General features: G+C 40.3%; 29 protein-coding genes. 15 read left to right on the top strand and 14 right to left on the bottom strand.

Annotated elements, in window-relative coordinates; translation table 11 throughout:
• Positions 1–60: 60 nt before the first annotated feature.
• The 9 genes from MKP09_RS08650 to MKP09_RS08610 form a co-directional block, all read right to left on the bottom strand.
• Complete coding sequence (locus MKP09_RS08650) at positions 61–405, bottom strand: hypothetical protein (RefSeq protein ID WP_240827318.1); 345 nt, start codon at positions 403–405, stop codon at positions 61–63.
• Positions 375–833 carry a hypothetical protein gene (locus MKP09_RS08645; RefSeq protein WP_240827317.1) on the bottom strand — a complete coding sequence of 153 codons (459 nt, stop codon included), beginning with the start codon at positions 831–833 and terminating at the stop codon, positions 375–377. The genes MKP09_RS08650 and MKP09_RS08645 overlap by 31 nt, the downstream gene beginning before the upstream one ends.
• Before the next feature lie 245 nt (positions 834–1,078).
• Positions 1,079–6,430, bottom strand: a complete 5,352-nt coding sequence (locus MKP09_RS08640) for a T9SS type A sorting domain-containing protein (RefSeq protein WP_240827316.1) — start codon at positions 6,428–6,430, stop codon at positions 1,079–1,081.
• Between the two features lie 2 nt (positions 6,431–6,432).
• Positions 6,433–6,840: a hypothetical protein gene (locus tag MKP09_RS08635; RefSeq protein ID WP_240827315.1), complete on the bottom strand. Its 408-nt coding sequence runs from the start codon at positions 6,838–6,840 to the stop codon at positions 6,433–6,435.
• Between the two features lie 49 nt (positions 6,841–6,889).
• Positions 6,890–7,585 carry a fibronectin type III domain-containing protein gene (locus tag MKP09_RS08630; RefSeq protein ID WP_240827314.1) on the bottom strand — a complete coding sequence of 232 codons (696 nt, stop codon included), beginning with the start codon at positions 7,583–7,585 and terminating at the stop codon, positions 6,890–6,892.
• Positions 7,567–9,003: a fibronectin type III domain-containing protein gene (locus tag MKP09_RS08625; RefSeq protein ID WP_240827313.1), complete on the bottom strand. Its 1,437-nt coding sequence runs from the start codon at positions 9,001–9,003 to the stop codon at positions 7,567–7,569. Before MKP09_RS08625 ends, MKP09_RS08630 begins: the two co-directional genes overlap by 19 nt.
• Before the next feature lie 111 nt (positions 9,004–9,114).
• Positions 9,115–9,786 carry a hypothetical protein gene (locus MKP09_RS08620; protein WP_240827312.1) on the bottom strand — a complete coding sequence of 224 codons (672 nt, stop codon included), beginning with the start codon at positions 9,784–9,786 and terminating at the stop codon, positions 9,115–9,117.
• Between the two features lie 50 nt (positions 9,787–9,836).
• Positions 9,837–10,181, bottom strand: a complete 345-nt coding sequence (locus MKP09_RS08615; protein ID WP_317235279.1) for a leucine-rich repeat domain-containing protein — start codon at positions 10,179–10,181, stop codon at positions 9,837–9,839.
• 8 nt (positions 10,182–10,189) lie between these two features.
• On the bottom strand, positions 10,190–10,726 hold the full coding sequence (locus MKP09_RS08610) for a leucine-rich repeat domain-containing protein (protein ID WP_240827311.1): 537 nt from the start codon (positions 10,724–10,726) through the stop codon (positions 10,190–10,192).
• A 1,059-nt stretch (positions 10,727–11,785) separates the two neighbouring features.
• Between MKP09_RS08610 and MKP09_RS08605 the strand changes: the two genes are divergently transcribed.
• Positions 11,786–12,298 (top strand): helix-turn-helix transcriptional regulator, encoded by a 513-nt coding sequence (locus MKP09_RS08605; protein ID WP_240827310.1) that lies wholly within the window; start codon positions 11,786–11,788, stop codon positions 12,296–12,298.
• Here MKP09_RS08605 and MKP09_RS08600 read toward each other — a convergent pair.
• The 4 genes from MKP09_RS08600 to MKP09_RS08585 form a co-directional block, all read right to left on the bottom strand.
• Positions 12,293–12,982 (bottom strand): hypothetical protein, encoded by a 690-nt coding sequence (locus tag MKP09_RS08600; RefSeq protein WP_240827309.1) that lies wholly within the window; start codon positions 12,980–12,982, stop codon positions 12,293–12,295. The two genes, MKP09_RS08605 and MKP09_RS08600, sit on opposite strands and share 6 nt — an antisense overlap.
• Positions 12,983–13,095: 113 nt before the next feature.
• On the bottom strand, positions 13,096–13,356 hold the full coding sequence (locus MKP09_RS08595; protein WP_240827308.1) for a hypothetical protein: 261 nt from the start codon (positions 13,354–13,356) through the stop codon (positions 13,096–13,098).
• 32 nt (positions 13,357–13,388) lie between these two features.
• Complete coding sequence (locus MKP09_RS08590; protein ID WP_240827307.1) at positions 13,389–13,841, bottom strand: HesA/MoeB/ThiF family protein; 453 nt, start codon at positions 13,839–13,841, stop codon at positions 13,389–13,391.
• A 212-nt stretch (positions 13,842–14,053) separates the two neighbouring features.
• Positions 14,054–14,236, bottom strand: coding sequence for a hypothetical protein (locus MKP09_RS08585; protein WP_240827306.1), 183 nt, complete (start codon positions 14,234–14,236; stop codon positions 14,054–14,056).
• Between the two features lie 563 nt (positions 14,237–14,799).
• On the opposite strand from MKP09_RS08585, the gene MKP09_RS08580 reads away from it, so the two are divergent.
• From MKP09_RS08580 to MKP09_RS27310, 6 genes are all read left to right on the top strand, one after another.
• Entirely contained in the window at positions 14,800–15,324 is a 525-nt protein-coding gene (locus MKP09_RS08580; protein WP_240827305.1) for a TlpA family protein disulfide reductase, read from the top strand.
• A gap of 223 nt (positions 15,325–15,547) precedes the next feature.
• Complete coding sequence (locus tag MKP09_RS08575; protein ID WP_240827304.1) at positions 15,548–16,072, top strand: hypothetical protein; 525 nt, start codon at positions 15,548–15,550, stop codon at positions 16,070–16,072.
• Between the two features lie 14 nt (positions 16,073–16,086).
• Positions 16,087–16,866: a TonB-dependent receptor plug domain-containing protein gene (locus MKP09_RS08570; protein WP_240827303.1), complete on the top strand. Its 780-nt coding sequence runs from the start codon at positions 16,087–16,089 to the stop codon at positions 16,864–16,866.
• A gap of 266 nt (positions 16,867–17,132) precedes the next feature.
• Positions 17,133–17,861: a hypothetical protein gene (locus tag MKP09_RS08565; protein ID WP_240827302.1), complete on the top strand. Its 729-nt coding sequence runs from the start codon at positions 17,133–17,135 to the stop codon at positions 17,859–17,861.
• Positions 17,862–18,244: 383 nt separating this feature from the next.
• Complete coding sequence (locus MKP09_RS08560) at positions 18,245–19,381, top strand: TonB-dependent receptor (RefSeq protein ID WP_240827301.1); 1,137 nt, start codon at positions 18,245–18,247, stop codon at positions 19,379–19,381.
• A gap of 124 nt (positions 19,382–19,505) precedes the next feature.
• Complete coding sequence (locus MKP09_RS27310) at positions 19,506–20,774, top strand: RagB/SusD family nutrient uptake outer membrane protein (protein WP_317235278.1); 1,269 nt, start codon at positions 19,506–19,508, stop codon at positions 20,772–20,774.
• 52 nt (positions 20,775–20,826) lie between these two features.
• On the opposite strand, the gene MKP09_RS08550 is transcribed toward MKP09_RS27310, so the two are convergent.
• Positions 20,827–21,267, bottom strand: a complete 441-nt coding sequence (locus MKP09_RS08550; RefSeq protein WP_240827299.1) for a hypothetical protein — start codon at positions 21,265–21,267, stop codon at positions 20,827–20,829.
• Positions 21,268–21,938: 671 nt separating this feature from the next.
• On the opposite strand from MKP09_RS08550, the gene MKP09_RS08545 reads away from it, so the two are divergent.
• The 8 genes from MKP09_RS08545 (at position 21,939) to MKP09_RS08510 (ending at position 26,053) form a co-directional block, all read left to right on the top strand.
• Positions 21,939–22,376 (top strand): GNAT family N-acetyltransferase, encoded by a 438-nt coding sequence (locus tag MKP09_RS08545; RefSeq protein ID WP_240827298.1) that lies wholly within the window; start codon positions 21,939–21,941, stop codon positions 22,374–22,376.
• A gap of 449 nt (positions 22,377–22,825) precedes the next feature.
• Positions 22,826–23,368 carry a helix-turn-helix transcriptional regulator gene (locus MKP09_RS27305; protein ID WP_240827297.1) on the top strand — a complete coding sequence of 181 codons (543 nt, stop codon included), beginning with the start codon at positions 22,826–22,828 and terminating at the stop codon, positions 23,366–23,368.
• A gap of 104 nt (positions 23,369–23,472) precedes the next feature.
• Positions 23,473–23,697: a hypothetical protein gene (locus MKP09_RS08535; RefSeq protein ID WP_240827296.1), complete on the top strand. Its 225-nt coding sequence runs from the start codon at positions 23,473–23,475 to the stop codon at positions 23,695–23,697.
• Positions 23,698–23,852: 155 nt separating this feature from the next.
• Positions 23,853–24,113: a hypothetical protein gene (locus MKP09_RS08530; RefSeq protein WP_240827295.1), complete on the top strand. Its 261-nt coding sequence runs from the start codon at positions 23,853–23,855 to the stop codon at positions 24,111–24,113.
• Between the two features lie 161 nt (positions 24,114–24,274).
• Complete coding sequence (locus tag MKP09_RS08525; protein WP_240827294.1) at positions 24,275–24,706, top strand: hypothetical protein; 432 nt, start codon at positions 24,275–24,277, stop codon at positions 24,704–24,706.
• Between the two features lie 307 nt (positions 24,707–25,013).
• On the top strand, positions 25,014–25,250 hold the full coding sequence (locus MKP09_RS08520; protein ID WP_240827293.1) for a hypothetical protein: 237 nt from the start codon (positions 25,014–25,016) through the stop codon (positions 25,248–25,250).
• Positions 25,251–25,400: 150 nt separating this feature from the next.
• Positions 25,401–25,718, top strand: coding sequence for a DUF4134 domain-containing protein (locus tag MKP09_RS08515; RefSeq protein WP_449586583.1), 318 nt, complete (start codon positions 25,401–25,403; stop codon positions 25,716–25,718).
• 2 nt (positions 25,719–25,720) lie between these two features.
• Positions 25,721–26,053: a DUF4133 domain-containing protein gene (locus MKP09_RS08510; protein WP_240827292.1), complete on the top strand. Its 333-nt coding sequence runs from the start codon at positions 25,721–25,723 to the stop codon at positions 26,051–26,053.
• The last annotated feature ends 32 nt before the right edge of the window (positions 26,054–26,085 follow it).

Genomic DNA, 26,085 nt, shown 5'->3' with positions numbered 1-26,085 from the left:
GGCTATAGCCATCTTGTCGGTACAGGCCAATATCTTCAAAACCCTCTTTGGCTTTGGCTTTTACCCGCCAGCCATAAGTGCGGTCGGGCAGCAGCAGCCGTTCGGCATTGGTGTAAAAAAGGTAGTGTTGTTAGTAGTAGTGGTATAAAAAGGGTTGGCTGCCAAAAACTGTTGGTAATAGTCGCCGCCATCGTCCCATAATTCACAAAGGGTAAATTCATACTCGGTATGGCTGGCTTGTGTGGTGCGTGGCGTCCATTGAAACTGGATGGCTCCGGTGGTGGCTATGTCGGGCACATTGCTTTTATCGGCGGGTAGGTACAGCAGCGGCGGATCGTTGAGCATTAGCCAAAACATTTGCGAAATGGGTGCGCTTAGCAGGTTGCCGGTGGCTTGGTCATACACTTCAAAGCCCATGCTGTACACATCTTCGGGCAGACCCTTGCTGTAATATATTTGCGGCAGGCCTTGCAGGTTTTCGTATCTAAAAAAGGCGCCAGCTCGGTTTGGGTAAGTTGTTGCGGCACGCCACCATCTAAAATAAGCTGCGGTGCATTTACCACCACTGGTGCGCTTTGCGCCAGCAATCGCCCTTGTTGTTTGATGAAAAAACGCAGCTCTACCCGCTTGCCCGACAGGTTAATGTCGTTCAGCGTCAGGCTTAGCCTAAGTTTGTCCAGCATGGGGTTGGCGTAATCGCCCAAATTGGCGCTGTACGGCGGCTTTATAAACAGGTTGCCGGTTACCGGATATTGAGAAATCTGGGCAATAGCCGCACCGCATACCAGCACCAGCATTGTAATATATAACAGCCTTGATAGCGTTTTTATCATTCGTTTTTTTTATATTTTCTCACAAAGGCACGAAGGCACAGTTGTGATTCCAAATTCATAACTCATAATATCCTTTGTGCCTCCGAGCCTCTGTGAGAGCTTCCCACTAGTGTTGTGTTAATCGTAAAATGTTGTGTCGATTGTCACCCTGAGCTTGCCGAAGGGGTGTTGAACGGGCTTCGGCAAGCTCAGCCTGACAGCCACTTTATGATTAATGACACTAGCTTCTCGCCATCCCCTTCTCTCTACAAAATAATCACTTTCAAATTCTCACTTCCTTTCGGTGTTTCCAGCAATAGCACATACGTGCCTTTGGCCAGGCTCATACTTACCGGAATGGTATAGCTGGCTGCGCCCGATCGATACGTAATGGAATACACTTTATTGTTTTCTACATCAAACATTTTTAATTGTACCGATGCTTTTGTTTCCAGCTCCACTTTTACCGTAAAGTTTCCGTTGTTGGGATTAGGGTTCATACTAAAAACCTTTACAAAAGGATTGCGTGTTTTACCCACATCTTCCAGCTCAGATCGAGGTGCTACCGCCAGCTTCTTGGTTTGTTCGGCAGCACACATTCCTTTATAAGTAATTAATGTTACTTCGTACAAACCCGTTGGCAGCACAAACTCCGCCGATTCATTTCCTTTTTTATGCACCGAAGCTTCGCGTGGCAATATCCAGCGCACACTATCCGGCGCCGGGTTAGAAGTGTTGACCACCACAATGGGCTCGCCGGCAAAAACCTGTGTGGGTAATGCAAATTCATTAGCAATGGTAATATTGCTGGCCGTTAGCACCAATGTGTCTCGGGCATCACACCCATTGCTATTGGTGGCTTTTACATAATAAGTGCCTGCCTGGCTTAGCGTTACTTTAGCCAGGCTGCTGCTAAAGCCACCAGGCCCCATCCAGCTATAGCTAATATTGCCAAAACCAGCAATGGCAATGTCCATATCAATTTGTTGTCCCAAACAGATATATCGGTCTTTACCCAGCGTTAGCGGTATGGGTTGGGGGTTGTAAAGCGTATCGTAAATGGTAATATCTTTTCCGGCGGCATCCGTAATCAACACTTTATAATAACCGGCACACAAAGCATCCGCCTTTGCCGATGTAGCGCCGGTACCCGTCCACTCGTATGTATAAGGTGCCGTACCACCGCTTACTTCATATTCCAGCGCTCCATCGCAACTATTATAGCAGCCGGGATGTTTTTTTCGAGTGGTTACTTTCAGGGTTTTAGGTTCTTTAATAAACACATTTTGTTGCGCCTGGCAATTGTTTTTATCCGTTACTACCACAAAATATAGGCCTTCGGGCAGATTGCTAACCGTGGCTCCGGTAGCTCCGGTATTCCACATATAAGTATAAGGCCCCACGCCGCCCGTGGCCGTAGCCGTAACGCTTCCGTTGGTTTCGCCTTCGTAAGAATTATCAATAATTGAAAAAGATAATTTAAGTGCGGCAGGTTGTGGCAGGTAATACAAACTGTCTTTTGCCAGCACCACATCGTTGGCATCGGTAATATTTACTGCATACCAGCCGCTACTGATATTGGTAAGCACACTGTCTCTATTGGGCAGCTCTGTGTAATTGCCCAACGAATCGGCCTGTTTCCAAGTGTATTTATAAGGATACCCGCTGGCAAAAGGTACGCCACCAGCACCATGTGCTACTATACTTCCATTGGCGCTTCCATTGCAGGCAATGGCTTTGAGCAATTCAAACCGCACTGTTAACGGATCGGGTTGATCCACTTCATACACACGGCTTAGCATACAGCCCTTATCATCGGTTGCGGTTAAGGTATAAAAACCTGCTTTCAGGTTGGTTAGTTTAATTGTAAAACTGTTATTAGCCGCAGTAGCCGTACTTCCCTGTGTAATGGCTACCCCGTCTGCATTTTTCCATTCGTATTTGTAACTGCCGCCCGCTTCGGGTGTGCCGCCCTTTATCGTAACTTCCAAACTTCCATCGCTGCCTTCATAACGGGTGGTGTTTGTAGCTTTAATAAGTGTGGCGCTTAATGAATCTGTTGGTTGGGTAATATCAATCACTATCGTTTTAACCTCACTGTTATCAGCTGTGCGTGCATAACAACTGTTTTTGTCTCTTATTTGCAGATACCATTTTCCGGCAGCCAATCCGGTTATAGTATGTGTATTGCCAGATGTAAAAGCGACCCATGCCGAGTCGGTCTGATTTTCTTTTCCGATAAAATATTGATAACCCCCTTCGCCACCTGCGGCGGTAACGGTAACCGTTGCATCTGCCCCTTGAAAACAGCTAACATTGGTATTTTCAGCACTAAAAGTAACGGGCGTTGGCGCCGTAATTTCAAAGCTACTGCTCCGCACTTCGGCTGATTCGGTATTATTTAAAAGCGCTTTATAAGAAAGATAATACATACCGGCTTTTAGCTTGTGTGTAAACAGGTGCGATTTAGAAGCATCAAAATCAGCAGCTGCTAATGAACCCATTGGATAGCTTGCCCCTGAAAGACTGTCCACAGCCGTTACCACCAATTCTTCGCCATCCAGCAGTAAACGATCGACCGTAATTTTTAAACTGGCTGCAGCATCTTTACATTTAGGGCTTTCGGCCATCAGCGACACAATTTTGGGAGGATTATTTTTGAGTTCATAAGTGCTAAGCGCTTCGCAACTTGTAGAAATGGCATCCGTGGTTTTAAGCGTGTAAACACCTTCGCGCAGGCCCGAAATTTTTATTCTAAAACCAGTAGGCGCATTAGAAGTGGTAATACCCGAAGTGATGACTGTGCCAGATAATGAATCCGTCCACTGATAATTATAAGACCCATCGGCTTTGGGTACACCGCCCGTAACTTCTACTTCAATAGATCCATCGGCCGAGCCATAACCATTGGGATAAATAATCTTGACCAGCGTATTGGTTATCGCTTTGTCTGGTTGTGTAATTTGAATCGTTCGGGTTTGGGGTTGTCCGTCACTGGTCTTTGCGACACACTGATTTCCATCTCTAAGAGCCACTACCCAAGAGCCGGGAGCCAGGCCGATAATGGTATGCGATGATGCTGCCGAAAAATCCTGCCAAGTAGAATCCGTTTGCCCATTGCGTTTAATCATGTATTGATATTTGCCCATCCCGCCATTCGCATTTAAAGTAATGGTTCCATCGGCTTTGCCAAAGCAGGTAACATTGGTTGAATCTGCCGTAAAAGAAACCGGAGCAGGAGGCTTTACGGTAAATCTTCCCGCATTAAAACGTGCAGATTCATTGCCGTTTTCAATTCCATAATACAATAGTTGGTAACCAGCTGCAGGCAGCGCATACTCCGCCGTATAAGAACGGTTGGCATCTAAATCAGTATTGCCAATTTCTTTTAGCTGGGTCTCGTCTCCGGAAACAGAATCCTTTGCCAGCAAAACCAGCTTTTCGTTAGCAAGCAGGCTTTTATTGAGCGTAACTTTTATTGTACTGTTACCATCCGTACACTTGGGATTGGTTAATAAAAAATCGGTAATACCTGGAGGCGATTTTTCAAGTTGATAAACACTGTTTACAGAACAGTCTGATGCACCGCCTGCATCTGATGAGGTAAGCCCGTACGCTCCATTTGCCAGTCCTGATACTTTTATTTTATAACCATTGGAAACAACAGAGGCGGTAATGCCTGTATTGATAATAGCGCCGGTTGCTTTGTTGGTTACTTGAAAATCATAACTGCCATCTGGTTTGGGTGTACCGCCAGATATTACAACTTCAATGCTACCGTCGGATGAGCTATATGCAGATGGATGTGTGAGACTCATTACGCTGGCGGCCATTCCTGTTGGGGGTTGCGTAATGGTTACCGTTTGGTACATCACAGCACCGGTAGCAGGGTCTTTTACTGCACAACCGTTTTCATCGCGCAGATATACCTGCCAGTCACCGGCAGAAAGGCTGGAAACCACATTATCGGTTGGTAAATTATACCATGTAGAATCGGCATAGCCGGTTCGCTTTACCATATACATATACGGCCCGCTTCCTCCGCTTGCGTTGATTTTGAAAGAGCCATCCTGACCGCTAAAGCATCTTACATTATTAATCTCTGAAATAGAAAAACCAACGGATGATGGCGTGGATACGATAAAGGAGCCGGTTGTAAATTCTTCCGATTCGGAGCCATTTAAAACCCCTTTGTAATGCAACTTATAAGTGCCTGATGGCAATAGGTGCTGAAAAGTATAAGTTAAAGAAGCATCAGGATCGCCCTCTTTGATCTCTCCTAAAAGAACATCTCTGTTATTTGCGGCATCAACAGCTTGCACTTGTAGCACTTCTCCAGTTTGTAATGCCCTATCTAATTGCACTTTTAGTGCCGTTTTACTGTCGAAACAATCCGCATCCGTAACAGTTACTTTATCATTCAGCCGGGGCGGGCTTTTGCTTAGCCTGTATTTACTTTCCGAGTAACAGCCACTTGCTTCAGAATTCTGATCACCAATTTTAAAAAGATAAGTTCCTTTTTTAACATCAGATAGTTTTAGGAGATATCCATCGGTTGTTACAGCACCCGTAAAGCCTGCCGTTATTAAATTATTGGTAGCCGAATCTCTTACCTCATAAGTATACGAACCATCGGCTTTGGGCGTGCCGCCGCTTATTTTCACTTCAATGCTTCCATCAGCAAGCTGGTATCCGGTTGGGTGTTGTAAAGCCACCAACTGCGTTGATAACGAACCTTCCGGCTGGGTAATGGTGTAGGCTTTTATTTCGTATCCGGATGTGGCTTCCTGCGCCGCACAACCATTAGCATCTCTTAGTTTTACCTGCCAGGTTTGAGCCGTCAGTCCGGTTATGGTATGCTGGTTGGCACCAGAAAAAGCATGCCATGTAGAGTCTGACTCACCGGCTCTTCGAATCATATATTCGTAACCGCCGCTTCCTCCGGAAGCGTTTAGCGTAATGGTTCCATCCGCATTGCCATAACAAAGTACATTGGTTGTGGATCCGGAAAAGCTGCCCTTTGTTGGTGCAGCAATTGTGAACTGATTAGACGAAACCTGATTAGAAGAACCTCCGTTTATTTTGCTGATGATTTTAATACTGTAAGTTCCTGCAGCCAAGTTACTCACTTTATAGGGTACGGATGAAGAAGGAGTAATAACAAAACTACCTTCTGGTGTTGTTCCAAATTCATCCACTTTATACAAAGTCACATCTATCGTTTCGTTGGAAAGCAGCGCCCGGCTTAAATTAAAATTAACGGCACCATCGTTAGAACCAAAGCACTTTGCTGGCTGCGGTGTAAGGTTGGTGATTTCCGGGGTAGGGTGTTTGATAGTATATACTACTACGTTTGACGCCTGGTTATTTGAATTACATGGATTGAGTCTTAATAGAACATTTTTACCAATTTGGCTATTAACATCAAAAGGACTTCCTCTTAATATATCTGCCGCACTTGCTGAAAATGTATGCTTTCCTTGAAATTGCGAAGGCAATTTATACCAATTGGTTTGATCAAAACTAAACTCCCAGCTATACACCGATGCGGGAAATTCTTTAAAAGTACTGGAGAATTCGCGTGGTTGATCAGTTAGTATCGTATTATCTGTAGGCATCTTTAATGCTCCGGCAAGAACGGGGAGACCTTTACAGTAAAAGTAATAAGTGACATATACCCACTATTTGACTGGACAGTATAGTTCTTATTCTGACAAATATTCAAAGAATGCGTTTCATCATAGCGTGCAGTTGGTCTATCTGACCGGAAATCAACATACCCGTCAATGCGAAAGCTTTTGGGAATTTTATCGGTAATAATGGGAGGATTTAAATTCCATCCCCATAGTTCTTCATGCTCTTCTTCTGTAATGTTTTTACGATATATTTCATGAGTCGAATTATCGCTATAAGTAAGAGTGATTCGTAAATATGAGCCATTTCGCGCTTTCACAGGAGCCGTCAATTCGTACTTTAAATTGTTTAACTCTATTTTATAATGCGACTGACTCCATACGTATAATGGCAAACCCAATATTAATATCAGACAATAAAATAATTTTTTCATTTTCAGAATTTTAATATTCAACTTTTACCTCTTTCCACTCGCTCATGCGGCCATCTTTAAGCGTGGCTCTTACAGCGTAGCGGTAAATATTGTTGACTTTTATTTCGGTGTCTTCCAGGCTGTCAAAATCGGGAGTGATGACCTGATACACGGTGAATGGATCTTTGCCAACAGTACGGTAAATGGTTATTTCTACTATGTCCTTCAAATCAAACTGCCATTTTACCAGTATCACTTTTTTATCCCGATCTGCTTCTGCTGTCAGTTTTTTTGCCGGCTGTACTTTACCTGTACTGCGAATACTAATTGCTAAAGGGTGGGAAGGTTGCGATTCATTGCCTGCATCATCCACAGCCAGTAATGTGTAGGCGTAGCTTCCTACCGAGTCGGGCTTGTCTTCAAGAACGTCTATTGTAGTATCGTTAAACTCCTTGATAAGATGCCATTGCTGTTCGTTCATATTGCGCCGGAAAATGCGTGTTGCAGCCAGATCTTCCGAGTTGCTATTTATCCATTGCAGCTTTATTGTTCCATCTTCTGATACCGCATAATTTTTAAATACGGGAGATGAGGGCGGCACTTTATCCGGCTTTACCACTTCTATAAATTCAGATCGTTTGGATTGGTTCATCCGTTGGTCTAAAGCAATTACAGCAAAGTAAATTTTCTCATTCAGCGTAGTTAGGTTTAGCTTTTCGCTATACATATTTTTTTATAAGGTTCGCTATTGATAACGGCAGGTTCTTCTTTTATGCTATTTGTTTTTAAAATGGTATAACCCAAAAGATCATTTTCCGGATTAGCTTTCCAAAATACGCTGACATTGCCCAGCGTATCAACCGTAGCAGCAAGGCCGGTTGGAATACTTGGAGGAATACTATCAACAGGTTGCACAAAAGCAGGAAAGGAGCTTCTTCTCACATCATCTTTACCCACAGCGGTAATAACAAAATAATTAGAAGCCAAAAGATTGTCAACAACGAATGATCTGGCATTGGGCGTAACATTAGGCACCATTACTTTAAAAGTGCCCTTCGAGCCATTGGGCGAAAGTTCCACTTCAAAGTGATCGAGATAAGGTGTGCCTTCGGTTGGAAAATCCCAGTTCAGCTTTACAGTGCTGTCGTTTAGTATTTCGGTGCTTTCAATATTGGGTACAAAAGCAACCACCTTTTTTCCTCTTCCTTGTACGGTATCCGACGGCGGGCTGGTTTCTCCAAATATGGTAATACCTCTTACCCTGTAATAATAATCTGTTTCATTGTTAGCTAGCGAATCCACATAATACATACTGTTGGGTGTTCTTCCTTCCTTTTCATTCATATTAACCACCGGTATATCAGAAATTCTTGAGAAATTTATGCTGTCTGTCGATTTTTCAATATAATAAGCTGTATAAACATCTTTGAGCAATTTGTAATCCCAGGTAAGCATCGCCGACTGATCTCCAAAAACAGCATATAAATCTTTGGGCTTAGGTAAAGGTTCCGCATCCTGCAAACCCATAAACACCACTGCTGTATCTATTTTAAGCAGATTTAGGGGAACAACTGTGTAAATCTTATAAAAATATTTACCGCCGGGGGCTACAGTTGTATCCACAAAACCCCAACCCGCTTTTATGGAGGCTTCAAAACTTCTGTCGGCAGCCATTAAAGAGAATGTAAACCTTTGTTCCTGCTCGGCACTTTTGTTAACTATGGTAGCCAATTTGCTTTCACCGCCAGAGACTTCAAAGCCTTCCCCATACAGCGCCTGAGCAATAATGGCAGCATTATCGTCCTTTTCAATATCTGCTTCCCAATCCTTTGCAGGTGCAGGTTTCAATGGTTGCGGTGTTAAGATTTTTCTATCAAAATCCTGCTGAATCTTTCCCTGTTCCAGAACCGTAAAGCGTTCCACAATAAAACCATATTTATTGGAGAGGCGCCAGGAAGCAGGGTTGCTTGCAGCCCAACGCAGCATAATCGCATCTTTTTTATCGTTAACCGAGGCTTTTACCTGGATTTGTGGCTTAACAGGCCGTTGTGGATTTTGAGCAAGCGCAGTAATACTTAGCAACAAGAATATGGTTATTAACTTACCTTTCCTTTGCAGTTGCCTGGATATCGTTTTGGTTAGCATGAAAACAATTTATTTTCTCCTTATCTAAAATTTCGTATAAAAGCTACTAATCATTTGCTCTTATTACTTCGGAGTACTTCACGTTCCCCGACTTATCTATTTGTGTAATCCTTACATAAACAGGCTGCTTGGTTTTAACGTCATAGTCCTTTTTTTACAGGAGTAGTATCCTGCAAAACCCAACACGAAGAAGCATAAGCCTATCCAGTATTTTCTCTTATTGCCCCAACGCCCGACTATTAAAAGCATTAGAAAAGCTAACCCAAAGCCCATTGAAAGCGCCATGTTATAGTTTCCTGAGTACTCATACACTACCAACTTATTTGAGTTACCATCTTTAGATTTTGATTCAACTTTGGCTATAATCTTTAAAGCAGTAGAGTCTTTTCCAGCCTCCACCAAATAATAATCACATTCAAACTCACTGCCTACATTCCAAACTACATCTACGATGTCACCACTTTTAATCTGTGCATTTACTGCTATCAGGGGCAGCCCGGCCCTGGTAGGCACGGCTCCGGAAAGCAGGTACATATTTTGATCGCTATCCAACCAGTCTTTATGAACAACACTGTCATAAACCTCCTCTCCCATTCTAACCTTATAAGCTGGATTAAGATATAGGAATTTAACCGTTCCACTTAGTACTGCAATTGCAGTATCACCATTATATCTTTTTGCCCTAAACCAGTTATGTATGAGGTTTTGTGCCGTACCACCAATAGGCCCTGGCGAAAGCGTTCCTTCAACTTCTTCTGTCAGTAAAAAACTGGCCTGTGGCATAAACCTGAAATGCGGATTGGATTTAAGTTTGGTGATTGCTAAAGGATCTTTTATGACTCCAAAGATGAAAAATTGAATTGATTACGGTCTGCATAGAAATGCTCCAGCTTCCCAACAAAAGCTGGTATCGGCCCGCTGAGCTGATTGTCTGACAAATAAACCCGATTGAGATTTGGGCTTTTCAATGCAGGAATTTCACTGGTAAGTTGATTCGAAAACAACGATAACTCTCGCAGACTTGTTAGTGTTTCAAAGGCCGGAATACTACCGGTTAGCTGGTTTGCAGAAAAGTCGAGACCTTCTAATTTCGGCAACTTTAAATTGGGAATACTTCCTGAAAGATTATTAAACGCGACATCCAGTTTTTTGAGTTCGGGTAACTGAACATCAGGAATGCCTCCGGTTAGTTGATTGGCTGATAAAAAAGCACGGTTAGTTTGGAAAAACCAAATTGCGGAATATTACCCGACAAATTATTACCTGATAACTGAAGTTTTTCCAGAATCGGTGTATTTAAATGGGGAATACTTCCGTTGAAATAATTATTGAAAAGACTTAACGTTTTTAGCTGCGGTAAATCAAATGATGGTATTGCACCCGTAAGCTGATTGAAACTTAATTGCAACACTTCTAAATATGGCAAATTAAAGTTGGGCAGAACACCAGAAAGCTTTTTATAAGGCAGCGATAAGGCAACCACTCTTCCGGCCGGGTTCACATCAACACCTTCCCATGGAAAGCTATCTGAATTCCAATTGGACAAGGACAACTTAATAGCAGGCGTTTGCTGATGATATAGCAACAATAGTTCTGTCCGGTCATTAGCATTGATGCCTTGTCCATATCCTTTGCTTAAAAGCAACAACATTACAACAGATATAAGTATCCGGTAGCGATATACATTAAATAGCAGGATGGTGGTGCTATGCGGCCATTTCATAAAGTTAGTTTTCGTCTGTTCTTTAATAGTTTTATACAACTATTAAATACTCATAGGTTATTTTTAAGCTGATCCATATCCGGTAGCAATACGGTAAAGATATGCTTCGAAAGCAAAGGTATAAGTTTATTTAAAAGTTTTCACTTTCTGAAAAAGAAATTTTTGATAGGTTTTATGTCCGTTACTTCTAACCTTTCTGAACACAACAATGATTATTCAATATTTTGTACTTCTTAAAAAACTGGCATTTAAAAAACTATCTCGGTTTACACATACTACAAGTTCTCCATGGTTATATTGAAGGCTTGCATTATCATCAGCTCGAACGTTGCAAATATCATAAAAAAGCGCTACCAACACGTCTGGAACAACACGTATCACTTTACTTGCAGAAACAGCGTATTTCTAACGTTACACACAACAAATACGGGTTAGCCCCAGCTTTAAAGAGGAAATTGAGCTATTTTTTTGAAAAGCAATTGCTTAATCATTTTAAAGTTGGCAAAACAACACGTCTGGAACATTATAGACCAGTTTCATAAAGATAGTAAAAAACAACTTTGAATTATTGATCAACAATTTGATGGTGCGAACTTGTTGAAGCAACACACCTGGAAAATTCTTACCCAAGCAAGTTTAAGCCTCATGTTGATATCCTCCAACCGCCCATTTGTGTAGATTGCCGCTAAACATATTTGCTTCTAAAAAGGCTTCGTTCTTTTTTATGTAATTTCAAACCTTTAAACGCCCTCATTAATTCGGTTGTGCTGTCTCATTCTGATTATAGCTTAACCGCAATTTGCATTGCCCATGAGTTTGACAGTAAACGATTTCTTCAGGCCGGTTCAATTTAGAGAAGATTTTGACAAAACCGATTATGAAAAGGTTAAACCGTTCATAGCGTTTGCGCAGTCATTAAGTCAAGTAACTTACCAAAGCGTGTATTTAATAGACTATTACAAACGAAACTTTATTTATGTATCCGAAAACCCAATTTTCCTTTGCGGATATACGGCTTCACAGGTTTTACGATACGGCTATTTATTTTATTTTAAAACGGTGCCAGATGATGAACTGAAAATGCTGCTAAAAATTAACGAATCCGGATTCTCATTCTTTTACGATCTCCCTGTTGAAGATCGTTCGAAATATGCCATATCCTATGACTTTAATTTAAAGCAGCCCCATGGTAATTTAATCTTGGTTAATCACAAGCTTAAGCCGCTACTTTTTGATAGATTTCATAACCCTTGGATTGCCCTTTGTATTGTCTCTATCTCTTCAAGGTCTGAACCTGGCAATATCAGATTTACAAGTAGTGAATTAAAAAAATTCTATGAATTAGATCTTAAAAAGAAGGAATGGAAAGAAAAGAAAAATTTGCATCTGAATAAACGTGAGAAGGAAGTTCTCCTACTTTCAGCGCAGGGCCTTACGATGAAAGAAATTGCTTACAGGCTCGCCATTGATATCAACACAGTGAAGTTTCATAAGAGAACTGTTTTTTCTAAGTTGAAGGTTAAAAGTATTTCAGAGGCTATCACAGCATCGATGGATTTAGCCTTATTATAAAGCATTAATGCAATCATTACATAGTGAAATAATTTCAGAGAACCGATCACAGTCATCTGCGTTATGGCTGGAGTAATATCTCCTAGCCGTAGTGGTAATAAAATTATGCAAACATTCGGTTTGTATATAAATAGGCAATGTTTCGGAGTGAATATACTCTATTGCGTCACCAATTGTAACGGAGTTAATTCCCATCTTCATTAATGTATTTGTAACCTTTTTATCACACTCTGCAATGATTAATCCGTTCCCGTGGGAATACACCGGGTAAAATGCGTTAAATAACATCTTTTTGAAAATGCTAATCCTATCTGAGGCAAGTTTATGAGAAATCGCAAACCTTCCCAAATGCCAAAAATGTCCGCAATCCGGTAATACGATATTATCAAGCTCAATCCCGAATATTACTTGTATGGGAAGAATAGTCTTGGTGTCCCAATAGGTTGTTTTGATAGATCCATGTATCTCATTTGTTACCCGGTGACGCACTACGTAATAAATCGAACTTTCAAAAAACACTTCATCTTCTTTAAGTAAGTATTTCAATTCGGTTTGAAACGATTGTTGTGTATAATCCGTGTAACAAAAATGAGCGTAGCTTTCCTTTAAATAGAAAGTTAGCATTTCAATTAGCTCTCTCGCAGATAACCGGGTAAAATAAAATTCATTTGATTGCCAAGTCATTAAAGCTATAATTTATTTACCAAGTTATGTTAAGCCATACTACCATATAGGGTTTCCGCCTATATACATTGAATGATACTACCCAATAGTGTAGTTCTTCCATATTAAAAATTTCATTTTAATGATAAATAATAGAACTCAGGAAACTGTTTAAAAGTCTTCCCTGTCGCAATATCGTAAGCGATATGGGTTACCATCCCGGACAATATTTGCACGCCTATAGACAATTGAGGTGGCGACGAATGCCCGGATATTTTATCATAACTGTCCAAAAAGTTTTCGATCCACTCTACCGAAATATTATTGCATTTAAGACGATCAACAATAAATGCACCTACATTTAATTCAAAGATCTTGTGTTGGTCATGTAGCAATTTTATTCGTTGGGATTGCGCTGTAATAATAGTTACGAAGCCCGCCCAGCCCAAATTATATGGGTGGACAATAGGAATATTTCTCCGGCAACAAATTTCATCAAATAAAAAGGAACGTCGCTGCTAAAGTCAAGCGCGTTTACAGCTACATCATGATCTATTTTGATTCTTTTTAAATTATCAGCAGTAAGGTAGTGAGGTATAACTTCAATGGCAGCCTGGCTATTTATTGCTTGTAGGCGCTTGAACAGTGCTACCGCTTTATTGTCATCAATATCAGCCTCATCATAATTTTGACGGTTAAGATTTGAAAGCTCTACCGTATCACCATCTATAATGGTCAATCTTTCAAACCCCATTCTTAGCAGACATTCTGCAATATAACTACCGATACCGCAACCGGCTATTAGTATTTTACAGCCTTTAATTAGTTCCTGACTTCCTTCATCAATATGAATCTGGTTACGATTATATCTTTCTTCCATTTTGATATAGCTGGTTAGTTTGGAAAGATAAATCCTGTTTACAAGAACATATAAATCACTACACAAAAGTGTAGATCATTAAACATAATAGGTATACGAAGTAATGTAGTTTGCTTATTCGTATTTTGCTCGATTTCCTCTAGAAAAATTTTAATCATACCCATTAACCCCACACGTCATAACTAAACGACAAGAAAATAAATTAATAGAAATTAGTCTTCAGTGAAGGTATTTATCCTAAAGCCCAAAATATTTTTTGCAGTAAGTTTATAGGTTTTAGCGATTTCAATCAAAGTGCTAAACTGGATATCAATTTCGCCTCTTTCGATTTTACGCAATTTACTGTTATCAAGTTCTGAACTGTAGGAAAAGGCAAGAAGATTTTTCTCTTTCAAAACTTCCTCTCGGTGCTTTTTAAGTAAGCACCAAATTCTCTTCTACTTTTTAAAGCGTTCTCGTTTACCATTTCAAAATGAAGTTGGCAAACAGTTAAATAAATATTTGGTCGAATTAGACCAAATGATTATTTTAGCTCTTTAAAACAATAGCAAAGCTATTCACTAAGAGTCTTACTAGCGAAACGTAGGAAATTTCAATTAGTACAAGATGATAAGTGATAGGCTCGTACTTTTATGGTGCGAGCCCTCTTATCTGTACTAAGGTTTCCTACGACCGCGCTAGTTGGTAAGTTGGGTCTCGCACCTTTTTGTTTGTCTAATGAGGCATCCAGCCTACCAGTAGACTCATCCCAAATCTAAGCCCTGGATGAGTATTAACGAACCATACAGTTTATTTTCCGATATTATAGCATATAAATTATTATATGCCTGCAAGCCACGTCAACCGCAGTAAAGTCAATGAGGGTGCCGGGCGGCAGCTGCATGTTCTCATGGTGTTGGCTACCTAACCCGGCATTTTTTTCACAACCCTTATTAATCATATTTCAAAACTGTAATGAATGAAAATTTTAACGCTGCTCGGCGTGATGACAGCTCTATGTCTTTACTTAAACGCCCAGGTAAACAAAATAAAACCTTTAACCATTAGTGACACACCGCCTGATTTGATTTTTAACCATATCATCAATCAGTCTTATTCTAAAGCGAGCTTGTCAGACTTCAAGGGAAAGAATGTAATCATCGATTTTTGGAGCAGATATTGCCTTACCTGCATATCATCTTTTCCTAAAATCCAACAATTACAAGACCAGTATAATGATCGACTGCAATTCGTTCTTGCCAATCCCCACGATTACGGTTACGAAAAAGAAGTAAATGCATTACTACAAAGGGTGAAGCAAAAGACTGGATTTTATCCGCGCATGCCCATAGCGCTTAATGATACTTTACTTAATCTTTACTTTCCACACAACTCAGTTCCACACTATGTATGGATATCAAAAAATAGAAAAATAACCGCCATTACCGGGGCAGACGAAATCACTCACGGAAATATTGAAAAATTTCTTGCGGGGAATCTTTGAACTTTAATGTCAAAGAGGTGCAGATTACAATCTTAACCTGTTCCAACTCATTCAAAAACAAAATATACAAAAAAGCGACTTTACGTTTTTCTCTTTGTTTTCGACGTATCAACCTAACAGTAATCTTCCGACAAAATACATTCGAGATTCTACCGGTCAGATAACAGGCTATTGTGCTATTAACAGACCTATTACATTTTTTATAAAAAAGGCCTATTCAGCTTTGTTGAAAGGCTTTGAGGATAACCAAATTTATTACGACATTGATACGTCCCTAATACTAAATGAGGACGGTAAGGAGCAAAAATATTGCTATGAAGTTAGGTTTAATACACCTTACACTACTTCAAAAAACCTTGAGCCAATCTTACAAGTAGATTTAAAAAGAAGTTTTGGAGTAGAGGCGCATCTATACAAGGAAGAAGTTTTATGCTTTATTATAAAAGACATTAAAAATATTGACAGCCTGAGATCTCGTCATCAGGGTACATCTTCAAGCCTCAATAAAACTAACAAGGAAAAATTTATTTACGGGCATAGCCTGAACAGAACATTGGGCTTATTAAACCGACTTACCATACCTCTTATCAACGAATCCGCATACGGTGACCGAAAGGTTGATATTGTTTTCCCCGCTGATTTAAATGTACGCGAACCGAACGCCTTGATCGAATACCTACGTGAAATAGGATTTGAAATAGAAAAAGAACGCCGGTTAATAAAGGTCATTAGAGTAACCAATCACTAAACCAAAACTAAAAAATGATGAAATCCATTACAAAGAAATTTAAGATAGTTCGCTCGTTATATCCATCGTTGCTGATGCTTACTATTACCGTTTGTTTATCCATATGTATTCCATTAAACGCCCAATCACAAAATGATAACAGAGAGATAAGCGGCTATGTGCGTAATGAAACGCTTGTTCCTCTTATCGGTGCTACTATTGCCATAAAAGGAACGCCTAGAAGTGTTGCCGCCGACAGGAATGGATATTTTAAAATCAACGCTGCTTTAGGTGATTCACTGCGCATATCCTACATCAGCTACGCCGACACAACTATCGTTGTAACCAGTGCTACCACCTTCATACATGTAACGTTACTGCCGTGGCGAAAAATGGAAAACCAGGTAACGGTCGAGGCTAACACGGGATATCAGAAAATTAAACCGAATGAAATCAATGGCTCGGTTGTGGTAATTGACAATGAAAAATTAAATCAGCAAACCGGTACTAACATTCTTCAAAGGCTCAATGGTGTCACAAACGGACTTCTATTTAACATTGGCAAAGAAAATAGTGAAGGTACAGCGTCAAATGATATTTCCATAAGGGGTTTAAGCACGATCAATGGCCCTGTTGCTCCGTTAATTATCCTGGATAATTTTCCTTATGAAGGAAATATTAATAATATTAACCCCAATGATATAGAAAGCATCACTATTCTTAAAGACGCTGCTGCTGCAAGTATATGGGGTGCCCGTGCTGGTAACGGTGTTATTGTTATCACCAGTAAAAAGGTCGCTTTAACGAAGCAATAAAAGCCGATTTTAACACTAACCTTATTTTCTCCAATGCTCCGGATTTATTCTCCCAACCTTTAATCACAAGCGCAGCCTATCTTCAAATTGAAGCAGATTTATTTAGAAAAGGATATTTCAATGACCAGGTTGATGATATCAGTGGCTGGCCCGCCTTACCTCCTTCCGTTGATGTTTTCCTGAAACGTAAGCAGGGACTGATCACTGCGGAAGATTCAACAACGTTAATCAATAAGTATAGTAAACAAGACAGTCGGGAAGCCTATATGAAAAACTTTCAGCGAACGGGCCTGACCCAACAATATGCACTTAACCTCAGAGGTGGCAGCAATAACATTTCATGGTTGGTTGCTGCTAATCATGATCGTGTAACAAGCGTAGATTATTCCAAAAGCAATAAAACGAATTTCCGCTTTGACAACACGCTAAAACTTTTAAAGGGTCTTACTACAAATATGGCTGTTTTTTATACCAACAGCGAAAGCCAATCCGGCGCACCAGCATTCAATGAATTGACGCGTATAAATAGCCGCTACATCCCTTACCTGAATTACCAGGATGAAACCGGCCAGCCAATAGCTATCCCCAGATACCGTACAGATTTTACCGACACCGTGGGCAGCGGCCAATTACTGGATTGGCGATATTATCCTCTAACAGATTATTTACATGATTACGTGTCCGCAAACACCCAGGAGCTAATCGCAAGGCTTGGGCTTAATTATACCATCATGAAAGGTCTGGATGCCTCTGTAGATTATCAATATCAAAAGCAATGGGTCACCCTAAAAGATTATTCAGATATGGAAAGTTTTTATACCCGTGATCTGATTAACAGATTTACTGAACTTCCGCAAAATACTTCAATGCCCGTCAACCGACCAATTCCACTGGGTGATATTTTGACCACTTCTACATCGGAAATCATTGCCAAGAATTTACGGGGAAAGTCAGCTATAACAATAAGTGGGGCCAACATGCTGTATCGCTTCTGATCGGTGCTGAAATAAGAGACATAGTATCTAAAGATTTAGGCGGTGCGACATTATACGGCTACCAACAGGATCCCCTATCAACGGGTACTGTCGATTTCCATCGTAGCTTCCCTTCTTTAATTACGCCCTATCCCGAATATATTCCCGGTGCACCTTCGGGAGGCCAACTGGTAAATAACCGCTTCATCAGCACTTTTGCCAATGGTTCTTACACTTATAAAAGAAGATATACTTTAAGTGGCAGTTTTAGAAAAGACGCCTCCAACGTCTTTGGAGCTAAAACCAATGAACGCTGGAACCCGCTTTGGTCATCCGGAATAGGATGGCTTTTATCTGACGAACCATTTTACCATTTCAATGCTTTACCGGAGTTAAAATTAAAAGTGACTTATGGTTATAGCGGTAACCTTGACCCAAGAAAAACACCATTGCCTATTTCAGGGACGCTGACCAATAATGTCACCAATTTCCCCGTTCAGCGAATCAGCAATCTAAATAATCCATCGCTCAGGTGGGAAAAGTCGCGGCAAATAAACTTTGCGCTGCAATTTGCTACCGCGGGCAGAATCTTTAGTGGAACCATCGAGTATTACTTAAAAAAAGGTACTGACCTCTACGGCGAAACACCTTACGATTATACAGCCTGGGGACTGCAATCGACCATCACCAGGAATGTAGCGGACATGGAAGGCAGGGGCATAGATGTAAGTCTTTCTTCTAAAAATATAGACAGGGCATTCAAATGGAATACTGATTTAATTTACAATTATAACTCCAGTAAAACCACTAGATATTTCACAGATGATTCAAAGGATTTCTTTGGAGCAGTGTTTAACGGCAATACTATTATTCCTGTCGTTGGCCGCCCCTTGTACGCGCTTACAGCTTATAAATCCGCTGGTCTAAACAACGAAGGAGATCCTTTAGGATACCTGGATGGCGTTCTAAGCACTGACTACCGCGCCATCACCAATAGCATTACGGAAAAGGGACTTGAAAGTGGTGGAGTGGTTTTTGTCGGCCCAGCCAACCCTACTCATTTCGGTTCCATGATCAATAGTTTTCGATGGAAGGGTATTGCGCTATCTGTAAACATCCTTTATAAAATGGGTTACTATTTTAGAACCCCCTCCTTTTCTTCCAGCACTTTAATTAACGGAGGCTACGGTCATGCAGATTATTATGAAAGGTGGCAGCAACCAGGTAATGAACTCCAAACCCGCGTACCCAAGATGGTATATCCAGACTATCCGCAATTTAGTTTCCGTGAAAATTTTTACCGCTACTCTAAGGTTAATACGGCGCGTGCCGATAATATACGCCTGCACTACATCAACCTTTCCTTCGATTTTAACTCTCTCACGAAAAACTTTAAACGCACCAGCAGTTTACAGCTATATGCCAATGCCTCCAACCTTGGACTCATCTGGCGGGCCAACCAATTTAAAGCAGATCCCGATTATTCAAACACTTTTGCGCCCCAAGCCCAGTACACTATAGGCTTGAGGGGAAATTTTTAAATACTATAACTATGCATTATAAATCAACTCCTCTCTCCCCTATCGTCATTGTAACCTTTTTAGCCGTTACATTGCTGGGGCTTCCTTCTTGTCAAAAATTCCTGGATAAAAATATTCAAACTTAATAACAACGCCTCAAACGGTAAGCGATTTGCAAGCACTTTTAGATGATGCGGGCCAGGTAATGAACCAGCGAGGGACACCCTCATTTGGAGAAACTTCGGCAGGTGATTACTTTATTCTTCCTGACAGGTATGGTAGCATGAATGAAATGCTGCAACACGCCTACAACTGGGAGCCATACGATTATCTTTATCCCAATGACTGGTCGATCTGCTACATACCTATATACAACGCTAATTATTGTATTGAAATGCTGGAAAAAATCAGTCATAGTTCCAATCCTGCAGCATGGGATAATGTAAAGGGAAGCGCCCATTTTTTCCGGGCTTATTATTTTTTAATGCTAAGCTGGGTATATGCTAAAGCTTATGATGAAAGCACGGCAGACCAAGACCTTGGAATCGTTCTCAGGCTAACATCCGATTTCAATGTTCCTTCGAAAAGGTCATCTGTTCGGGAATCTTATAATCAGGTTATCGCGGACGCTTACCAAAGTATCAGCTACCTACCCGATTATCCGTTGCATCCTTTCCGCCCTTCGCGTATGGCTGCTTATGGGTTGCTAGCCAGGACTTACATTTCCATGAGAAATTACGACAGTGCTTTCAAATACGCCGATCAATACCTTCAATTAAAAAACGACCTGATTAACCTTAACGGCGATGAAGATCTCGGCCCTTCATCTTCTACCTATAAGTTCAAACAGTTTAACAAAGAAACAGCGTTTTATACAGAGATGAATGCAAACGGTACAATTAGCTTACTCCTTGCATCACGCTCCAGAATTGATACATCGTTATTTGCAGCCTATGAGCCCGGCGATCTGAGAAGGACTTACTTCCGTATGCAAAATGGATACCCCATATATTCAGGAAGTTATTCAGCCGGAAGCCGCCAATTTACTGGAATTGCAACAGATGAAATCTACCTCATCCGTGCCGAATCGAATTGCAGAAAAGGTCATTTGGAAGAAGCATTAGCCGATCTCAACTCTCTGTTATCACACCGGTATGAAACTGACCTTTTCCAGCCGGTAAGAGCAAGTTCAAAAGAAGCGTTGTTAAACAGGATATTACTAGAACGCAGAAAAGAACTGTTAATGCGCGGAATAAGATGGTCTGATGTAAAAAGGTTGAATAAAGAAGGCAGAAACATCATTCTTAACAGAAGCATAAATGGTCAGATTATTTCGTTGGAACCTAACTCCAGCTATTACGCATTACCGATTCCGCTAGATGTAATACAATTAACAGGAATTGAGCAAAATTAAATAAGGCTGATCACTATCGCAATCAGCCTTATGAGCATTTGTGGGTACTGACCTACTGCGGAAGTTCTATATTATCTATTTCCTGGGTAATATCATCGCTTGTAGTAGCATCCTCAAGCTGACTTACATAAGCCTGACTACTGGAACCACTAGTGTTGATATTAACTCTTGAAGAAGGATGTGTTCCATCTAGATAGCTGGCTTGTTGGCCTGTTTCTACAGTAATAGAAAATGAACAAGGCACTTCGTTGGTTTCCTGTTCACATTTTTGTCCTGAAGTGATTAGCGTCCAGTTCGATTGCTCTTCTACAGAACTCTGGCTAAAATCGTCCGGATCTGTTGGTGTATATTTAAAATACAAATCAGCAAAGAACAAGTCGTTACTCTTGATCTTATCAGCATCAGTTTGATTTGTAAATGCAAGCAGGCTGAACGCTACTGCGCATGCAGGGGCAACCCATTTTAAGATGCTGAGGCTTTTATGTTTAAGCATTGTCGTATGTTTTTATATTAAAGCTAATTTTTATTGAAACGTAAAAGCAGTGGCTTTTACAGAGTTAGAAGGGTATGCCAGATTGTTCATTAGATCTGCATACCCTTTCTCGTTAAGAAGCCCGACATACCAGCATGATCACCATGAATCGGGCGTGGAAATCTAAATTTATATGAAACTTTGTTGGTCATTTTTCATACAGTTTTATCATGTGTGCAAGGCGAACCCCTATTTAAATCGTCGCCATCCAAGGTACTTTTATATTAGGCGTAGGTGATGCATTTTCACTGGATTTTCACGTAAACCCTACCTTAAAAGGTATATCATTAGGATGCATATACCCGATTATACCTACACAAATGGGTAAGATTTATCCATTCTTTTATTTTTCTAAAAACGAAAAAATTATCCTGCGGCTACCTTTCAGTTAACTGATACAAGAAAAATCTTTTATATCTTTTAAATTGGGTGAGATTTGAACTGACGGAGTAATTCATTCAGCTCAGTAATCAGCACAAAAAGACCAACAGTTAAATAGGAACGATGTTAAAAGCAAACCGTAGCCACAAGCCGTTAATTATAGATATCCTTTCACAGGCATTTGATGATAATAAAAGTGTCAACTATATCGTTAAGCAGGATCGGCACAGGATTAAACGACTTAGACGGCTATGCAGCTATTCCTTGAAATGTGTTGGCAGTTCGGCGAAGTATTTATTTCAGATGACCAACATGCTTGTGCACTGGTATTGTTTCCTGAAAAGAAAAAAGCTACGCTCCGAAGTACGGTTTTAGATATACAGTTAGTTTTTAATACTGTAGGCTTGCGTAATCTTTGGAAAACAATGAGGCGTGAAAAATCCATCAAGCAGATGCATCCTAAAGAATTACTTTATCATATCTGGTATATTGGCGTAGCGCCTCATGAACAAGGAAAGGGTAAAGGATCAGCATTGCTTAAAGATGTCCTTCAAAGAGCTAAGGATTTAGACAGAACGCCTGTACTTGAAACCTCCACTCTTAAAAATATACCTTGGTATCAAAGCTTTGGATTTGACATCTATAGCGAACTCGACTTCGGATTTCCTTTTTATTGTATGAAAGCTTAAAGCTACAATCACAGACCTATGATATTTGCTGGAACAGAAATGCATATCATCACTTTTGGTTTTATCTGCGTAGAATTAGTGTTGCTGCTGCACTTATGCATTTTTAAGTCTGCGCGCCCGGATAATAACAGGGTTTTACCGGACATTTTACTACTGGCGCTTTTAATCATTTATAATGTGACCGGCGGCTTATTGCCCGATCCAAATTTACCAGGATCATTCTTTATACAGGAAACCCTCGCATATGCAACAGGCTTTCTTACGCCCTGTTACTTCCCCTACTATGTATACCGCGTGTTTCACCTTAATGAAATAGCTTTTCATGTGAAAAAGGCGTTTTATATTTTCTTGTATTTCCTTTTATAATTTTCACGGTTATTTTTTATTTAAGCGAGGATCTCGCCCAAGCAAAAAATATTTTAGCGATTCCTATTCTATATGCTATATGGGTGATTATAAGCGTTAGCAAAGGAATCAAAAACAAATATGGCACACTCAATAGCTTAAATGCATTAGAAGAATGGAGCATTTTACTTAGTTGTCTAGCACCCTGGATTGCTTTACCTCTTATAGCTTATTTTAATATTTCCCAGGCAGTAGAAGTGCTTACTACCAATACGGGATTTCTTTTACTGTTTGCATTGCATTTAAAATATAATGTACGACAACTCAGGAACGATTATTATCAATTGAAGTTATCTGAAGCAAAGCTTCAAACATGGAACGAGGCATTACAGGTGGAAGTGGACAAGCGAACCAGTGAAATAGAAAGGCTCTCTAAAGAAGAACGGTTTAAAATTAAATGCAAACAGTTTAGCCTTACTCAAAGAGAAAAAGAAATTGCTTTATTGGTTCTTATAGGCAATACGTATAAACAAGTAGCAGAACAGCTCTATATTACTGAAAGAACCGTGGCAAAACACATACAAAACATTTTTGAAAAAGTAAATGCCTCTAATAAAACAGAGATGTGCAACAAACTGGGTACATAAATGGCGTAATCGTCAGATTTAGTACAAAACACGTAGTAAAATACAGAATTTTACGTATGAAATGGGTCTGCTCTTTGTAGCTGTACGCAGATCAAAGTACAATTATGCAAGACAAGCCCCACACCCTGCCTGCCCTTGATGCGATGTTATTAAAAACTTTACGCGAAGGCCAAAGACTAACCTGGCTGGAACTATTAATAACCTGCAGGCTCAATCCGGCAAAACATGCTATTAATAATTTAAAACAGACAGAGCTTCAGCTAATTCATGCATCGTTGAAACAGGAATTATTCTCACTAAAAATTGATACCCATCAAAGCATTTTTTAAAAACATCCAGATCAGGTATAAAAAAGCTCATTCGACAATATCATGGTTCGTATGTTTTCCTGTTTAATGAACTAAGTAAAAACAAAACAGCCTTCCATAATTCAAATGAGCTATGCAAATCCGTCTATACGCTATTACATACGTTTCTGGAAGATATGCTTACATGGATTGAATCAAGATACCCTCTGATACTATGTTCCAAAAACCGCGTATCTGTCCACTATCTCCACCGCGCCAGGATCGATTTTGATGAAGCTGGTATTTATCTGGAGCAAATTACTGAACGCTACCCTGATGCCAAACAGGTAACAACAATCATCAAAGAAATGTTGCAGGATACCGCCCAAACCAATCATACCAATCCTTGTATCACTTACAAAGACATCGAATACAAAAAAGACTTATCAAAAGCTTAAAGCAAATTAAAACCATCGAACAACGGGATCCATGCTACAACACCTTTGACATCCAACTAATCTATCACAACTTCAACAGTAAAAAATTTATTTATTACCTGACAGATAAAATAAAGAAGCGCGTTGATCTCTTTGATGCTGCTACCCAAAAATCAATCCAGTTGAACCGGCTTTACAAAAGTTTCCGCCAGCTATGCAAAAAGAAAACAGTCCGCTATAATGAAAGTCTTGAAAATATTAGCTCCATAATAAACAGGTGGTTTAAAGCGGAGTTACAGCATCTGGCAGTTTTATCCACGGCACCAACTTCTAAAATCACCAAAGACCCTGTTAAGCCCACACAAAAAATTCTTTGTAACCTTTCTATTGATCAAATGGCTTTAATCCTTAGAGCTGCCGATGATGAAAGAATTATCAGCGCCCGATCTCTTAATGATGTGTTTAAGGATATTTCACCTCATTTGTCTACCGCACGTAAGGAAACCATATCAGCAGACAGCATGCGTAGCAAATCTTACAACTCAGAACCCAGGGATAAAAAAATAGCTATGGAAATTTTAGAAAAAATAAGATTGAAAATCAAGGAGTATTAGGGTACAAAAGGGTACAAAAAAAAGTTGGACTTGAAATGGCTTCTTCACGACTGTTTATTTGCAATATAGTCATTCACGATAAAATGGCAGTAACAGTTAAAACGAACAATATGCAAAATGCAATAACCTGGCAGCAATTATTTATCTATCTGATCCTATTTCTATTAATATATTATTCGGCTGTGCTGGCCGTGTGTTACCGAACTGAAGTGTTGAAGCTAGCCAGCCGTTTTAAAAAATAAATCATAATGCGTCTGCAATCGAAACCTCTGAATCTACAATCGATGATCCTGGGAAAGCCAGGCTGTTGAATACAACTGTTCTTGAATTGTTACAGGACTGTAAAACACTCTTTAGTAACAACTCCAATGCTCCGATAAATAAAGGCAACCTGATCGAACAACTACAGACTAAAGTGCATCAATATCCTGGCATCCAGGGTACTACCTATGAAGTATCAGTAACGAATCATTTTCAAAAAGAGGCGGAACACCGGCTCGGGATCAAACTTAATAACGATGATTTAAATGCTATCTGGCGATAGCTAAAGATATGGCCCTGTGTTCCCATTTGCAGCGATAAGGTTTGGTGGGATGGAGCGGGAACCGGGGCCACCTAATTTTTGAATGCAGCTGGCTTTCGGGCTTTATCTAATACTCCCCGAGCGTTAGCGGCAACAGGATAAATAAAATATATGAATACGTACATGTTCAGTAAAACAATGAAACCGGCGTTGGTCGTAATACTACTCTTGCAAAGATTTTATGCAAGAGCCCAGGACGGATCAGCAGGAATCCAGGAAGCCAATTCTCTGGTAAGGCAATACTTCGACGTAGGCATTAACCTGATGTATGCGGTGGGCGCGGTATTAGGTTTGATTGGCGCTGTACGAGTATACCAGCGTTGGAGTTCGGGAGATCCTCATACCGGCCAGATCGCAGCCAGCTGGTTTGGTAGCTGCATTTTCCTTGTTATTGTAGCAACTGTGCTTAGAAGCTTTTTTGGACTATAGTTATGACAAGCGTTTATAAGATCAATAAAGGAGTCAATCAGCCTGTTATGTTTCGGGGACTTAAAGCGCAGTATATCTGGTGGCTTGGCGGTGGACTGGTATTGTTGTTACTGACATTTGCAATCCTGTATATCATCGGCATCAACATGTTTGTATGCCTGGGATTAATCATCGCACTTGCAATGATGCTCTTTAAAAAAGTATATGCAATGAGCGGCAAGTATGGAGAACACGGATTGATGAAAAAGACCGGACACATGCGGGTACCCACCCTGATAACTAACAGAAGTCGAAGCGTATTTATGAAGAAGCGAAGCTATGGTGAGCAGCAGTAATTAATGATGAGTAATGAGTAAAACAAAAATGA

Source organism: Paraniabella ginsengisoli (assembly GCF_022513635.1).
Classification (GTDB): Bacteria; Bacteroidota; Bacteroidia; order Chitinophagales; family Chitinophagaceae; genus Niabella; species Niabella ginsengisoli.
This window is presented reverse-complemented; position numbering and strand designations above follow the sequence as displayed.

What these genes read in the sequence shown, in the direction of transcription:
- MKP09_RS08645 (WP_240827317.1), bottom strand. Translation starts at nt 833, where the DNA reads ATGATAAAAACGCTATCAAGGCTGTTATATATTACAATGCTGGTGCTG.
- MKP09_RS08640 (WP_240827316.1), bottom strand. Translation starts at nt 6,430, where the DNA reads ATGCCTACAGATAATACGATACTAACTGATCAACCACGCGAATTCTCC.
- MKP09_RS08630 (WP_240827314.1), bottom strand. Translation starts at nt 7,585, where the DNA reads ATGTATAGCGAAAAGCTAAACCTAACTACGCTGAATGAGAAAATTTAC.
- MKP09_RS08625 (WP_240827313.1), bottom strand. Translation starts at nt 9,003, where the DNA reads ATGCTAACCAAAACGATATCCAGGCAACTGCAAAGGAAAGGTAAGTTA.
- MKP09_RS08620 (WP_240827312.1), bottom strand. Translation starts at nt 9,786, where the DNA reads ATGCCACAGGCCAGTTTTTTACTGACAGAAGAAGTTGAAGGAACGCTT.
- MKP09_RS08610 (WP_240827311.1), bottom strand. Translation starts at nt 10,726, where the DNA reads ATGAAATGGCCGCATAGCACCACCATCCTGCTATTTAATGTATATCGC.
- MKP09_RS08600 (WP_240827309.1), bottom strand. Translation starts at nt 12,982, where the DNA reads ATGACTTGGCAATCAAATGAATTTTATTTTACCCGGTTATCTGCGAGA.
- MKP09_RS08590 (WP_240827307.1), bottom strand. Translation starts at nt 13,841, where the DNA reads ATGGAAGAAAGATATAATCGTAACCAGATTCATATTGATGAAGGAAGT.
- MKP09_RS08580 (WP_240827305.1), top strand. Translation starts at nt 14,800, where the DNA reads ATGAAAATTTTAACGCTGCTCGGCGTGATGACAGCTCTATGTCTTTAC.
- MKP09_RS08570 (WP_240827303.1), top strand. Translation starts at nt 16,087, where the DNA reads ATGATGAAATCCATTACAAAGAAATTTAAGATAGTTCGCTCGTTATAT.
- MKP09_RS08565 (WP_240827302.1), top strand. Translation starts at nt 17,133, where the DNA reads ATGAAAAACTTTCAGCGAACGGGCCTGACCCAACAATATGCACTTAAC.
- MKP09_RS08550 (WP_240827299.1), bottom strand. Translation starts at nt 21,267, where the DNA reads ATGCTTAAACATAAAAGCCTCAGCATCTTAAAATGGGTTGCCCCTGCA.
- MKP09_RS08545 (WP_240827298.1), top strand. Translation starts at nt 21,939, where the DNA reads ATGCAGCTATTCCTTGAAATGTGTTGGCAGTTCGGCGAAGTATTTATT.
- MKP09_RS08535 (WP_240827296.1), top strand. Translation starts at nt 23,473, where the DNA reads ATGCAAGACAAGCCCCACACCCTGCCTGCCCTTGATGCGATGTTATTA.
- MKP09_RS08530 (WP_240827295.1), top strand. Translation starts at nt 23,853, where the DNA reads ATGCTTACATGGATTGAATCAAGATACCCTCTGATACTATGTTCCAAA.
- MKP09_RS08515 (WP_449586583.1), top strand. Translation starts at nt 25,401, where the DNA reads ATGAATACGTACATGTTCAGTAAAACAATGAAACCGGCGTTGGTCGTA.
- MKP09_RS08510 (WP_240827292.1), top strand. Translation starts at nt 25,721, where the DNA reads ATGACAAGCGTTTATAAGATCAATAAAGGAGTCAATCAGCCTGTTATG.